The organism is Micromonospora craterilacus, from assembly GCF_003236315.1.
In the GTDB taxonomy this organism is placed as follows: domain Bacteria; phylum Actinomycetota; class Actinomycetes; order Mycobacteriales; family Micromonosporaceae; genus Micromonospora; species Micromonospora craterilacus.
This window is the reverse complement of record NZ_POTY01000080.1, coordinates 13,604-27,359: the sequence shown is the minus strand read 5'-3', so window position 1 is coordinate 27,359 and position 13,756 is coordinate 13,604. Positions and strand designations below refer to the sequence as shown.

General features: G+C 71.2%; 7 protein-coding genes. 3 read left to right on the top strand and 4 right to left on the bottom strand.

The window, feature by feature from the left end; genetic code table 11:
* The first annotated feature begins 346 nt into the window (after positions 1-346).
* Together C1I95_RS35235 and C1I95_RS14710 are read left to right on the top strand one after the other, a co-directional pair.
* Entirely contained in the window at positions 347-1,417 is a 1,071-nt protein-coding gene (locus tag C1I95_RS35235; RefSeq protein WP_158566399.1) for a hypothetical protein, read from the top strand.
* A 4-nt stretch (positions 1,418-1,421) separates the two neighbouring features.
* Positions 1,422-2,111 (top strand): class F sortase, encoded by a 690-nt coding sequence (locus C1I95_RS14710; RefSeq protein ID WP_111214390.1) that lies wholly within the window; start codon positions 1,422-1,424, stop codon positions 2,109-2,111.
* Positions 2,112-2,203: 92 nt separating this feature from the next.
* Here C1I95_RS14710 and C1I95_RS14705 read toward each other — a convergent pair whose 3' ends face one another.
* Positions 2,204-7,261 carry an NAD-glutamate dehydrogenase gene (locus C1I95_RS14705; protein WP_111214389.1) on the bottom strand — a complete coding sequence of 1,686 codons (5,058 nt, stop codon included), beginning with the start codon at positions 7,259-7,261 and terminating at the stop codon, positions 2,204-2,206.
* A gap of 287 nt (positions 7,262-7,548) precedes the next feature.
* On the opposite strand from C1I95_RS14705, the gene C1I95_RS14700 reads away from it, so the two are divergent.
* Positions 7,549-9,501 carry a penicillin-binding transpeptidase domain-containing protein gene (locus C1I95_RS14700; protein ID WP_111214388.1) on the top strand — a complete coding sequence of 651 codons (1,953 nt, stop codon included), beginning with the start codon at positions 7,549-7,551 and terminating at the stop codon, positions 9,499-9,501.
* A gap of 58 nt (positions 9,502-9,559) precedes the next feature.
* Here C1I95_RS14700 and C1I95_RS14695 read toward each other — a convergent pair whose 3' ends face one another.
* The 3 genes from C1I95_RS14695 to icmA form a co-directional block, all read right to left on the bottom strand.
* The gene (locus C1I95_RS14695; RefSeq protein ID WP_233513675.1) at positions 9,560-10,867 is read right to left on the bottom strand and encodes an arginase family protein; all 1,308 of its coding nucleotides are present in this window, start codon (positions 10,865-10,867) and stop codon (positions 9,560-9,562) included.
* 123 nt (positions 10,868-10,990) lie between these two features.
* Positions 10,991-11,899 carry a tetratricopeptide repeat protein gene (locus tag C1I95_RS14690; protein WP_111214387.1) on the bottom strand — a complete coding sequence of 303 codons (909 nt, stop codon included), beginning with the start codon at positions 11,897-11,899 and terminating at the stop codon, positions 10,991-10,993.
* Between the two features lie 123 nt (positions 11,900-12,022).
* Positions 12,023-13,711, bottom strand: a complete 1,689-nt coding sequence (gene icmA, locus C1I95_RS14685; protein ID WP_111214386.1) for a coenzyme B12-dependent isobutyryl-CoA mutase large subunit — start codon at positions 13,709-13,711, stop codon at positions 12,023-12,025.
* Positions 13,712-13,756: the final 45 nt, after the last annotated feature.

The following is a 13,756-nucleotide window of genomic DNA, read 5'->3' as shown; positions in this document are numbered from 1 at the left end:
CTTTCGAATGGCAAAATGAACGTTTTGCTGCTTTTGCCGCAAGGGGCGACTGAAGATCGACGGGAAATGGGACGCCGCACCCACCCGTCGGACGTGGGGCGATTCCGGCTGCCGGGGGCAGTCGGGGCATCGGCAGCCCGCACGGTCGACGGGGTGGCAGGCCGGCCGGACCGCCCCATCCGCCGACAAGGCGGCACGCCCCGGCCAACCGGCACCGTTCCACCCGACAAATCGAACTAATGCCAAACACGAATTTTTCCCTGCAAAAGTCACGAAACGGTCTAACGTCGGTTCTGGCTCGGTTGTTACCGGCCGCAGGACAACCAGGGATGGAGTGACACAGGTCATGGCTAAGAAGATGCTGGGGAAGGTCGTTGCGGGTGCTGCGCTCGGCGGCGCCTCCCTGCTGGTGTTCGCGCCCGGGGTCGCGTTCGCCGACGGCCACCCCCACCGCGACGACGAGGGCAAGGTCTTCGCCAAGCCGCACGCCGCCAAGCCCGGCGAGGAGATCAAGCTGGTGCAGATCTGCGAAGAACCGCAGGAGCACCCCTTCGTCTGGTCCAAGGTCACCGGCAAGGTCAAGCTCGAACCGGCCCACAAGGACCGGGACAAGGACCAGGACCACAAGGACCGCGACAAGGACCGGGACCACGACAAGGACCGGGACAAGGACCGCGACCACGACAAGGACCGCGACAAGGACCGCGACCACAAGGGCTGGGACGGCGACTGGGGCAAGGACCAGGACCACAAGGACCGCGACCGGGACAAGGACCGCGACAAGGACCAGGACAAGGACCGGGACAAGGACCAGGACAAGGACCGCGACCAGAAGGACTGGGACAGCGGCAGCGACTGGGACGGCGGGAACGACTGGAAGGACCAGAAGGACGAGGACCGGGACCGGGACAAGGACCAGAAGGACGAGGACCGGGACAAGGACCGGGACAAGGACCAGAAGGACTGGACCGGCGGCGACGACTGGTCGGCCGATTCCGCGACCCAGCCTGGTGCCGAGGCGGGCGAGGGCGGCGGCGCCGCGGACCGCGACGAGGACCGCGACCGGAAGGACCGCGACCACGACGAGCGCGGCGAGAAGGGCCGCGAGCACGAAGAGCAGGGCAAGGGCGAGCACGGCAAGGACGACGACCGCTGGGAGCACAAGAAGGACTTCGTCTTCTTCGGTGAGGCCCGGATCGCCAGGGACGCCAAGCCCGGCACGTACAAGCTGGAAGGCTCCTGCGGCAGCGGCGAGCTGGTCGTCCTGCCGCACGGCGGGGTCGACGGCGGTGACGGGGGCATGGCCACCGGCGCCAACGGCGGCATGGCTACCGCCGGGGCGAGCCTGGTCGGCGCGGCCGCCCTCGGTGGCCTCGTGCTGATGCGCCGGCGCCGGACCGATGAGTTCACGGTCTGACGCGATGGCGAGACGGGCCGGCGGCCGTCACGGTTATCCGTGGCGCGCCGTCGGCGCCGCCGTCGTCGTGCTGCTCGCCATGGTGGGCTCCGGGCTGATCGGCGCCTCGCTGAAGTCGGCCGAACCCGTCCGACCACCCCAGCCTCTGGCGCAGGCCGGAGCGGGGGCGACCACGTCGGCTGCGCCGTTCGAGGACGCCGACCTCGACGGCGAGGACTCGCCACCGGCGGCCGGGCTGCCCCGTTCCGCCCCCACCACGATCAGCATTCCCCGGATCGGCGTCAACGCGGAGATCATGAGGCTCGGCACCAATCCTGACGGGACCGTACAGGTGCCCTCACTGGACCAGGCCTGGCTCGCCGGTTGGTACGAACCAGGCCCGAGCCCGGGTGAGGTGGGCAATTCGGTCATCGTCGGGCACGTCGACTCGGCGGCGATCGGGCCCGCCGTCTTCTTCTCCCTCGGCGCCCTGCAACCCGGTGACACCATCACGGTCAACCGCGAAGACGGGCGTCCGGTCAACTTCCGGGTGGACTCGGTGACCTCCCACCCGAAGGACGCCTTCCCCACCGAGCAGGTCTACGGCCCCAACAACCGGCCCGGCCTGCGCGTGGTCACCTGCGGCGGCCAGTTCAACGAGACGACCCGCAGCTACCCCGACAACGTGATCGTCTTCGCCTCCCTGGTGGCGTGACCCACGACGGAACGACCCATGACCGGCGTTGGCCCGGCGGCGGAGCCGCCGGGCCAACGCCGGTCAATCATGCATTTCTCGCGGGTGGGCGGTCAGGTGGCGGCCGAGGTGCGGACCAGGGTGCGGATCTGGCGGAGGAGGACCGAGAGGGCCGCCAGGTCGGCGCGGGACTCGTCGAACTCGCCCATCGCCCGCTCGGCGCGGTGGATCGAGGTGGCGTTCGACTGCTCCCACTGCTGCACCCGCTCCTGCGACGGAAGGTCGCCCGACGTGGAGTCGAGCACCTCGGCGGTGAGAGCGGCGAGGGCGGCGTACAGGTCGTAGCGCAGCGCCATCCTGGCCAGGGTCTGCCACCGGTCCTCGCGGGGCAGCAGCGAGATCTTCGACAGCAGCGAGTCCACCCGGAACCGGTCGGAGAGCACGAAGTAGACCGAGGCCACCTCGCTCACCTCCCGCTCGGTGCCGGCGGCGGTCTCCACCACGTCGAGCAGACCGAAGCTGTACATCAGCCGGGTGCTCTGCTCGGCCAACTCGCGGGGCAGACCACGCTCGCTCATCGAGTCGATGTGCGCCGCGATCGCCTCCCGCTCGCTGCCGTAGAACAGCGTCTCCAGCTGCGGCAGTAGCCGGGCCACCCCGTCACGCAGCCGGATGATCTCCGCCCGGACGTCGATCGGCGAGCGCCGGTTGGTCACCAGCCAGCGCACCGCCCGGTCGAGCAGCCGCCGGGTGTCCAGGTAGACACTGGTCTGCAACTCCGGGTCGATCCGGTTGTCCAACGCCTCGACCGCGTCCCAGAGCTGGCGCAGCCCGAACACCTCACGGACCACCACGTACGCCCGGATCACGTCCGCCGCCGTGGCGGCGGTCTCCTCGACCACCCGGAAGACGAACGAGATGCCGCCCCGGTTGATCGCCTCGTTGACCAGCACCGTGGTCACGATGTCGCGGCGCAGCCGGTGCCGGCCCATCCGGTCGGCGAACCGCTCCCGCATCGGGGTCGGGAAGTAGTTGACCAGCACCTCGCTGGTCCACTGCTCGTCGGCCAGCCCCTCGGCCAGGATCTCCTTCTCCAGCGCGATCTTCACGTACGCCAGCAGCACCGCGAACTCCGGCGCGGTCAGCCCGGACTCGGTGCGCACCGCCAGTTCCTCGTCCGGCGGCAGCGCCTCCAGCGCCCGGTCCAGCGTTCCGGAGCGCTCCAGGTCGGTGATCATGCGCCGGTGCACCGGGAGCAGCGAGGCGGCCTGGGCCTGCGAGTTGTTGATCGCCCGCGCCTGGTCGTAGTTGTCCCGCAGCACCAGCTCGGCGACCTCGTCGGTCATCCGCGCCAGCAGCTCGTCCCGCTCGGGAACGGTCAGCTCGTTGTCGGCGACCGCGGTGTTCAGCAGGATCTTGATGTTCACCTCGTGGTCGGAGCAGTCCACCCCGGCCGCGTTGTCGATGAAGTCGGTGTAGATCCGCCCGCCCGCCTGGGCGTACTCGATCCGGCCGAGCTGGGTCCAGCCCAGGTTGCCGCCCTCGCCAGCGACCCGGCAGCGCAGATCCTTGCCGTTGACCCGGATCGCGTCGGTGGACTTGTCGCCCACCTCGGCGTTGGTCTGGCTGGACGCCTTGACGTAGGTGCCGATGCCGCCGTTCCAGAACAGGTCGACCGGTGCGGTGAGGATGGCCTTCATCAGCTCCTGCGGGCTCATCTGCTCGACGTCGTCGCCCAGCCCGAGCACCGCGCGGACCTGCGGCGACACCGGCACCGACTTCGCCGTACGCGGGTAGACCCCGCCGCCGGCGGAGATCAGCTCCGCGTTGTAGTCCTCCCAGGTCGACCGGGACAGCTCGAACATCCGCTTCCGCTCGATGAACGAGGTGGCCGCGTCCGGGTCCGGGTCCAGGAAGATGTGCCGGTGGTCGAAGGCGGCCACCAGCCGGATGTGCTCCGACAACAGCATGCCGTTGCCGAACACGTCACCGGACATGTCGCCGACGCCGACGACGGTGAAGTCCTGGCGCTGGGTGTCGTGACCCAGCTCGCGGAAGTGCCGCTTGACCGACTCCCAGGCGCCCCGGGCGGTGATGCCCATCTTCTTGTGGTCGTAGCCCGCCGAGCCGCCGGAGGCGAAGGCGTCGCCCATCCAGAAGTTGTGCGCGATCGAGATCTCGTTGGCGATGTCGGAGAACGACGCCGTGCCCTTGTCCGCCGCCACCACCATGTACGGATCGTCGCCGTCGTGGCGGACCACGTCCTCGGGCGGCACGATCTCGCCGGCCGCGATGTTGTCGGTGACAGCCAGCAACGCGGAGATGAACTCCTTGTAGCAGACCACGGCCTCGTCCCGGTCGCCCGGCTTCTGCTTGAGCACGAAGCCGCCCTTGGCGCCCACCGGCACGATCACGGCGTTCTTCACCATCTGCGCCTTGACCAGGCCGAGCACCTCGGTGCGGAAGTCCTCCCGCCGGTCCGACCAGCGCAGGCCGCCCCGGGCCACCGGCCCGAACCGCAGGTGCACGCCCTCGAACCGCGGCGAGTACACGAAGATCTCGAACTTCGGCCGCGGTGCGGGCAGTTCCGGGATCGCCTGCGGGTCAAGCTTGAACGCCACGTACGGCTTGGGCCTCCCGCCGACCGGCTTCTGGTAGAAGCTGGTCCGCAGGGTGGCCTGGATCAGGGTCAGGTACGACCGCAGGATCCGGTCCTGGTCGAGGCTGGCCACGTCGTCGAGGGCGGCCCGGATCTCGGACACCAGCTCGGCGCTGCGCCGCTCGCGCTGCTCGGCATCGGACGTGCCCGGCTCGAACCGCGTCTCGAACAGCTGCACCAGCAGCGTGGCGATCCGCGGGTACGCGATGAACGTCGACTCCATGTAGTCCTGCGAGAACACGGTGCCGGTCTGGCGCAGGTACTTCGCGTACGCCCGCAGCACGACCACCTGGCGCCAGGTCAGCCCGGCGCGCAGCACCAGCTCGTTGAAGCCGTCCACCTCGGCCTCGCCCCGCCAGGCCGCCGCGAAGGCGTTCTCCACGTGCGGGCGCACCTCGGCCAGTTCCTGGTGCCCCTCGGGCAGTTGCAGCCCGAAGTCGTACAGCCAGATCCGCCCGTCGACGCGTTCCACCTCGTACGGGTGCTCGTCGACCACCTTGACGCCGAGCGAGTGCAGCACCGGCAGCACCGCCGACAGCATCATCGGTTCGCCGTACCGGTAGACCTTGAACCGGACGTCCATCGACTCGTCGAGGTCCGCGCCCCGGCTGCCGGCGCGCGGGATCAGCTGCTTGCGGAACAGGTGCATCTCCAGCTGGCCGGGCTCCTCCAGCAGCTCCAGCTTGGCCAGGTCCTTCATCGCCTCGTACGGCGTGTGCCCGTCCTTGTAGCCCTCCGGGAACGCGTCGGCGTACCGGCCGAACAGGTGCTTGGCCTGCTCGTCGCCGAGCTTGCGCTCCAGCACCAGCCGGTAGTCGTCGTCCCACAGCCGGGTGGCGTCGGCCAACTCCTCGGCGAGCAGATCGGCGTCGATGTCGCCGGGCGGGCTGGTCGGGTCGGTACGGACGATGAAGTGCACCCGGGCCAGCATGGATTCGGTCACCCGGGTGGTGTAGTCCACCCCGACGCCGTTCAGCTCGCGCAGCAGGATGTCCTGCATGCGCAGCCGGTTCTGCGTGGTGAACCGGTCCCGGGGCAGGTAGATCAGGCAGGAGATGAACCGCCCGTACGCGTCCCGGCGCAGGAACACCCGCAGCTGCCGCCGACCGGCCATCCGCAGTACGCCGATCACCGCGTGGTAGAGGTCGTCGGTCTTGATCTGGAACAGCTCGTCGCGCGGGTACGTCTCCAGGATCTGGAGCAGGTCCTTGCCGGAGTGGCTGCGCAGGCTCAGCCCGGAGCGGTCCAGCACCTCGGCGACCTTGCGCCGGACCACCGGCAGCTCCTGCACGCTGGTGCGGTACGCGGCGGTCGAGAACAAGCCCAGGAACCGCCGCTCGCCCACCACCTCACCGTTCTCGTCGAAGATCTTGAAACCGATGTAGTCCAGGTACGCCGAGCGGTGCACAGTGGCCCGCGAGTTCGCCTTGGTGATGATGAGCAGGCGCTTCTCGGTGACCTTCTCGTGCGCCTCCGGCGTCATCGACGACAGCGCCCGCGCCTCCGGCGAGTCCTGCCGCAGGATGCCCAGCCCGGTGCCGAGCACCGCCTCCAGCGCCGCCCCGCCCTGGACCGAGTCCGACACCAGCCGGTACTCCCGGTAGCCGAGGAAGGTGAAGTGGTCGTGGGCGAGCCAGCGCAGCAGCTCCACCGAGTCGGTGATGTCCTTCTCCGGCACCGGCGGCCGGCTGTCGCTCGTCCGCGCGGCGGCCAGCTCGTCGGCGAGCGCCATGGCCCGCTGGCGCATCTTCGGCCAGTCCTCGACGGCCTCCCGCACGTCGGTGAGCACCCGCTGCAACTCGCGGCGCAGCTTGTCCCGCTCCTCCGGGTCGCGGACCGGGTCGATCTCGATCCGCATCCAGCTCTCGACCAGGTCCCCGGAGATCGCGTCGTCCGGCTCGACGTCGGCGGCCACCTCGACCAGCCGGCCGAGCGGCTCCCGGCGCACCACGACCAGCGGGTGGACCAGCAGGTGCACGTCAAGGTGGTGGGTGTTGAGCAGGGCGGTCACCGAGTCGACCAGGAACGGCATGTCGTCGGTGACGAACTCGACGACGCTGTGGTGCTGTTCGGCGTCGGGCGAGTGGATCCGCAGCTTCAGCTCACCCGGCACCCGCTGCTGGGCCAGCTCCCGGTGGGCGCGGGCGGCGTCGAGCATCTCCTCGGCGGTGAACCCGATCAGCTCCTCGTCCGGCGCGAACCGCCAGAACCGGCCCACCAGGGTCGCCGCGTCGTGGTCGTCGCCGGCCAGCGCGACCGCCTGTGCCACCAGCCGCTCGGCGTTGGGCACCGGCTCGTCGAGTTCGGCGTCCTCCACGTCGTCCGCCAGCGCCTCCGGCGGCAGACCCAGGTCGTAGAGGGTGTCGATGCTTGAACCGGTCATCCCGGTCACTCCTGTGTCGAGCCGGCCGAAGCCGTCCCCATCGGTCGCCGAATCGAAGCTGTCGTCGTCCCGGCCGGTGTCAGCCTGCCGGAGGTCGGGTCCCGGTTTGATCGCCGGACGCCGGTCCATCGGTGCCACTCCCCTCGACCCACAGCGCTGTGGGTCACTCTGCCGCCAAGCCTAGGCCGACCGACTGGTCCCTCCGTCGGCGGACCACCGGCCGGACTTCCGGATCGGGAGATCGTCCTTTCACCCGTTGCGGTACGAGGTTCGGCCGGATCAGGAGTACCCCACCTGATGTTGTTCATCACATGGTCACGGGACCGTCTTTGCTCCGGCCGAGCCTGGGAGGGGCAGTGCGGGGTGCCCTGGCGTACTAGCGTGCAGGGCAGCCTGACCAGGAGGAAGACACCCCCATGCACCGTGTGCACCGAAACCGTCACATAAGGTCACGACTCGCCGCCGGCGTCGCCTGCCTGATCGCCTCGACCACCCTGGTCGCCTGCTCCGGCGAGGACGGACCACAGCACAGCGTGGATGCCTTCCTAACCGGCTGGCACTCCGGCAACCTACAGGCGGTCGGCTTCATCGACCCGACCGGCGCGAGGATCGCGGCCGCCACGGTCGCGCAGGAGATCAAGGATCTCTCTGGCGAGCTGGCCGGCACGCCACCCAAGCTGAGCCGACGGGGTGACCCCGAGGTGGTCCGGGACACCGCGACGGCCATCATCCGGGTCGAGTGGACGCTGCCGGGCGAGACGAGCTGGGCGTACGACCAGCAGATCCGGCTCAGCCAGGGCCGGGACGACCAGTGGCAGGTGATCTGGGAGCCGCAGGTGGTGCACGACGGGCTGACCCGCGGTGACCGGCTCGGGCTGCGGCGGGACACCGCACAGCGGGCCGGGGTGCTCGACGGCGCCGGCAAGCCGCTCATAACGCCGCGCCCGGTGGTCCGGGTCGGGCTGCAACCCAGCGAGGTGACCGACGTCCAGGCCATGATCCGCGAGCTGGACGCCGCGTTCCGGGCGATCCGGCCGGCGATCACGCCGCCGGTCGACCTGTCCAATCTGGCCAAGCGGCTGGACGAGGCGAAGCCGGACGCGTTCGTCGAGGTGGTTACCCTGCGCGACGAGGCGTACCGGCAGATCAAGTCGCGCATCTACGATCTGCCGGGGACGAAGTTCCCCACCGACAAGCTGGAGCTCGCCCCCACCCGCGAGTTCGCCCGGGCGGTGCTCGGCACGGTCGACCCCGCTCAAGCCGACGACCTGCAGAAGTTCCCCGACCGCTACTCGCCCGGCGACCTGGTCGGCCACGGCGGGTTGCAGGGCCGGTGGGACGAGCGGCTGCGCGGCGTACCGGGACTCTCCGTGATCATCAAGCGGGAGGGCCCCAACGGGACGCTTGAGCCCACCGGCACGGAGGTGTTCCGGCGCGAACCGCAGCCCGGGGAGCCGGTACGGACCACCCTCGACGTGGCCACCCAGAACGCGGCCGACCAGGCGCTGCGCGGCGAACGCCGGCGGGCCGCCCTGGTGGCGGTACGCGTCAGCGACGGCGCGGTGCTCGCCGCCGCCAACGGCCCCGGCGCCAGCGGGGAGAACCTGGCCTTCACCGCGCAGGTGCCACCGGGCTCCACGTTCAAGATGGTCAGCGCGCTCGGGCTGCTGGAACGGGGCGCGGTGACCCCGGACGGCACGGTCGACTGCCCGAAGACCTTCGTCGTGGACGGTCGCTCGTTCAAGAACTCCAACGACTTCGAACTCGGCGAGGTGCCGTTCCGCACCAACTTCGCCAAGTCCTGCAACACCGCCTTCGCGGCCCTGGCCCCGCAACTCGGCGCCGACGGGCTCGCCGTCACCGGCCGGACCGTCGGCCTCGAAGGCAAGTGGGAGGTCGGCCTCGACGCGTTCACCGGGAAGGTCTCCGCCGACGGCGGCGCCACCGAGCAGGCCGCCGCGGCGATCGGGCAGGGTACGACCGTGGTCAGCCCGCTGGCCATGGCCGCGGCGACCGCGGCGGTCGCCAAGGGCAGCTTCACCGCCCCGCAGCTGATCGTGGACCCGGCTCCGGAGCAGGCGGCCGAGCCGGCTCCGCCGCTGAAGCCCGAGGCGGTCGCGGCGGTCCAGGCGATGATGCGCGAGGTGGTCACCAGCGGTACCGGCACCGCGCTGAAGGATGTCCCGGGCCAGCCGGTGCACGGCAAGACCGGCACCGCCGAGTACGACGACAACCCGAAGAACACCCATGCCTGGTTCGTCGGCTGGCAGGGCGACGTGGCCTTCGCGGTGTTCGTCGAGAAGGGCGGCTCGGGCAGCGGCACCGCCGTGCCGATCGCGGAGCGCTTCCTGCGCGCCCTGGCCCGCTGACCCACCACCTGCTCTCGCGGCGGATCACCTACCGGCCCGCGAGAGCAGGCAGGCGCGGTCAGGCGATGAGGCCGCCGGGGGCCCGCGAGGGGTGCGGAGCGTCCTCGTCCGACGGGCGGGCGTCGAGCGGTTCCGTCAACTCGCCGGCCAGCGGATCCCGGGTGTCGGCTGGCCGGCCGTCGGGTTCGGCTGCGGCCGGGCGGCGAAGCGAACCCGGGCCGGCCGAGAAGCTGGCGTCCCGGGGATCCGACCCGACGACGGCGTCCTCCGGCCCCTCGACCGACTCGCCGAGGGCCGGCGCGGCGTGGTCGGCCGGCTCCGGACGCAACCGGGGCGGCACCGAAGGAGCGGGGGCAGCCCGGTGGGCCGGCTCCGGACGCAGCTGGCGCGGCGCCGGTTCCGGGGCGAGCAGGCCGGGCTGCGTGGGACGTAGCCGGGGCGGCACCGACCCGGGGGCGGTGACCGGGCGCAGGCCGGCCACCACGGTGTTGACGATCTCGGCGGCGTACGCGCCGTCCGGGTCGTAGTCGGGGTCGAAGACGGTCAGCTCGACGCCGAGGCAGTGCGGGGTGTCGACCAGCCCGGCGAGCAGGATCTCCAGCTCGGCGAAGGCGATACCGCCGGGGTCGGGAGCGTCGACCGCCGGCAGCACGGCCGGATCGAGCACGTCCACGTCGATGTGCACCCAGTAGCCTGCGCAGTCGGCGAGCTGCTCGTGCGCCCACTGCGCGGTACGCGCCGCGCCCTCAGCGCGCAGCGCCGGCACCGGTCTGGTGATGATCCCGGCGGCCTGGAGATCGAGCCGGTACTCGTCCTGCGCGCGGATGCCGAGCACCACCACGTCGATGTCCCGGAAGTAGGGGCGCCGCCCCTCGATGGCCGCCAGGTCGGCCTGACCTCGACCGGTGACCAGGGCGAGGTCCTCGCCCGCCGCGGCGCCCACGTAGGAGGCGTTGCCGGGGTGCCGGAAATCGGAGTGGCCGTCCACGAAGACCAGGCCGATCCGGCCGCCGACCGCCTCGCCGAGCCGGTGCATGGCCAGCGCCGAGCCGAGCAGGATCGAGCAGTCACCGCCGAGCACGACCGGGAACTCACCCCGGTCGATGATCGCCCCGATCCGGTCGGCCAGCCCCACCGAGTAGTCGGCGATCTCCCGCGCGTGGCACACGCCGTCGCCCGGCCGCCAGTCACCGGCGTCGTAGCGGGGCGGGGTCAGGCAGCCGGCGTCGCGGGCCCGTAACCGGGGCAGCAACCCCTGGTCGCGCAGCGCACCGGGCGCCTTCGCGCAGCCCGGGACGGAGGTGGGTGTGGGTGGGCGCAGGCCGAGGTTGCTCGGCGCGTCGAGGACGGCGATCCGGCGCATCACGGGCCGCCGACGTTCGCGACTGCGGGGCTCGCAAGCTCACTCCTCGCACTCACCTGGGGCTCCCGTCCTCCGGTGTCGGGGCGGGCCGGCGGCACGCCGGCCCGCGCTGGCGTGGCAGGTGGCTCAGAACAGGGCGCTGGCCAGGGCCCGCCGGGCCGAGGCGACCGCGGGGTCTTCCGGCCCGGCGATGGTGAACAGGCCGACGAGGTGCTGGCGTACCTTCTCCCGGTCGTCGCCGGCGGTGCGGCGGACCAGCCCCACCAGCCGCTGGTACGCCTGCTCGGCCAGGCCGCTGAGCACCTCGATGTCGGCGGCCAGCAGTTGCGCGTCGACGTCGTCGGGGTCGGCCGCCGCGGCGAGCGCCGCCTGCGGGTCCGCGCCGGCCACCCGGCGGGCGAGCCCGACCTGGGCCAGCCCGGCCTCCGCCGCGGCGTCGGTCGGGGTCTCGGCCAGGATCTTCCGGTACGCCTGCTCGGCGATGTCCAGGTCACCGCTCATCAGGGCGTCGTCCGCCTCGTCGAGGCGGGGGTCCTCCGGCTCGGGCCCGGCCACCCCACCGGCCTTGAGTACCGCCTGGATCCACTGCCGCAGCTGCGGCTCCGGCACCACCCCGGAGAAGGCGTCGACCGGCTGCCCGCCGACCACCGCGTAGACCATCGGGATGCCCTGCACCCGGAACATCTGCGCCAGCCGGGGGTTGGCGTCCACGTCGACCTTGGCGAGCACCCAGGCGCCGCCACCCTCCACCGCCAGCCGCTCCAGCACCGGCGAGAGCTGCTTGCAGGGCTGGCACCACTCGGCCCAGAAGTCCACCACCACAGGTGTGGTCAGGGAGCGCTCCAGGACCTCGGACTGGAAGGTCGCCTCGGTCACGTCGACGACGGTCACGCCGCCGACGGCACCGCCGGGCGCACCGGCGGGGGGACCGGCCTGGACCGGCGCCGGGGTGGGACTGGGAGTGGGGGTGCGCAGCGCGCTGAGGTCGACCGCGCCGCGGGTGAAGATCGACGAGGTGATCCGTGGGTCGCTCATGGTTACCTAGTCTCGCACGCGATTTGCCGAACTCAGATCAACCGCGGCCCTGACAGTTGCCACTGTCACCCGTGCACATTCGCCCCGGCGGGGCGGCCGACCGACCGCCCTGCCGGGCGAGTGTCAGAACCGTGCGGGCTCGCGGTAAACGCCCCATTCGCCGCGCAGCGCGTCGCAGATCTCGCCGAGGGTGGCTTCGGCCCGGACGGCGTCGAGCATCGCGGGGATCATGTTCTCCCCGGTACGGCTCACCGCGACCATCGCCGCCACCGCGGCGCGCACCTTGGCGTCGTCCCGGCCGGTCTTGCGCTCGGCGAGCACCCGGCGCTGCTCCAGCTCCACCTCGTGCGAGATGCGCAGGATCTCCAGCTCCTTGGCGACCGTGCCGGTGTGGCAGTTGACCCCGACGATCTTCTTGTCGCCCTTCTCCAGCGCCTGCTGGTACACGAAGGCCGACTCGGCGATCTGGCCGGTGAACCAGCCGTCCTCGATGCCGCGCAGGATGCCGGCGGTCATCGGGCCGATGGCGTGCGGGCCCTCGCCGCCCAGTGCCCGGATCCGGGCGAAGATCTCCTCCGCCTCGGCCTCGATCCGGTCGGTGAGCGCCTCGACGTACCAGGAGCCACCGAGCGGGTCAGCCACGTTGACCACCCCGGTCTCCTCCATCAGCACCTGCTGGGTACGCAGGGCGATCTCGGCGGACTCGTCGGTCGGCAGCGCGAGGGTCTCGTCCAGGGCGTTGGTGTGCAGCGAGTTGGTGCCGCCGAGCACCGCGGCGAGCGCCTCGACGGCGGTGCGTACCACGTTGTTGACCGGCTGTTGCGCGGTCAGCGACACCCCGGCGGTCTGCGTGTGGAACCGCAGCCACAGCGCCTTCTCACTGGTCGCGCCGTAGACGTCGCGCAGCCAGCGGGCCCAGATCCGGCGGGCGGCACGGAACTTGGCGATCTCCTCGAAGAAGTCCACGTGCGAGTCGAAGAAGAAGCTCAGCCCGGGGGCGAAGACGTTCACGTCCAGCCCCCGGGACAGCCCCAACTCGACGTAGCCGAAGCCGTCGGCGAGGGTGTACGCCAGCTCCTGCGCGGCGGTCGAGCCGGCCTCGCGGATGTGGTAGCCGGAGACCGACAGCGGCTTGTAGCGCGGGATCTCCCGGGCGCAGTACTCCATCAGGTCGCCGATCAGGCGCAGGTGCGGCTCGGGGTCGAACAGCCACTCCTTCTGCGCGATGTACTCCTTGAAGATGTCCGTCTGCAGGGTGCCGTCCAGCGTCGACAGGTCGGCGCCCTGGCGCTCGGCGGCGACCAGGTACATGCAGAACACCGGCACGGCCGGGCCGGAGATGGTCATGCTCGTGGTGACCCCGGCCAGGTCGATGCCGTCGAAGAGCACCTCCATGTCGGCGGCGCTGTCCACCGCCACCCCGCAGTGGCCCACCTCGCCGAGCGACTGCGGGTCGTCGGAGTCCCGGCCCATCAGGGTCGGCATGTCGAAGGCGACCGAGAGGCCACCACCACCCGCGCCCAGGATCATCTTGTAGCGCTCGTTGGTCTGCCGGGCGTTGCCGAACCCGGCGAACTGCCGGATGGTCCAGGTCCGCCCGCGGTAGCCGGTGGGGTAGAGCCCCCGGGTGTACGGGAACTCGCCCGGCCAGCCGATCCGCTCGAAGCCCGGATGGGCGGCCCCCTCCGGCGGACCGTAGACCGGCTCGACGGGCATCCCGGAGAGCGTGGTGAAGTCGGCGTCCCGCTTGCGTGCGGCGTCGTACCGGGCCTGCCAGCGGGCCCGTCCGGCGGCGATCTCGTCGGCGTTCATCCCCGGGGCTCCTCCTCGAGTCCTCGACTGCACATCGAGTGTAGA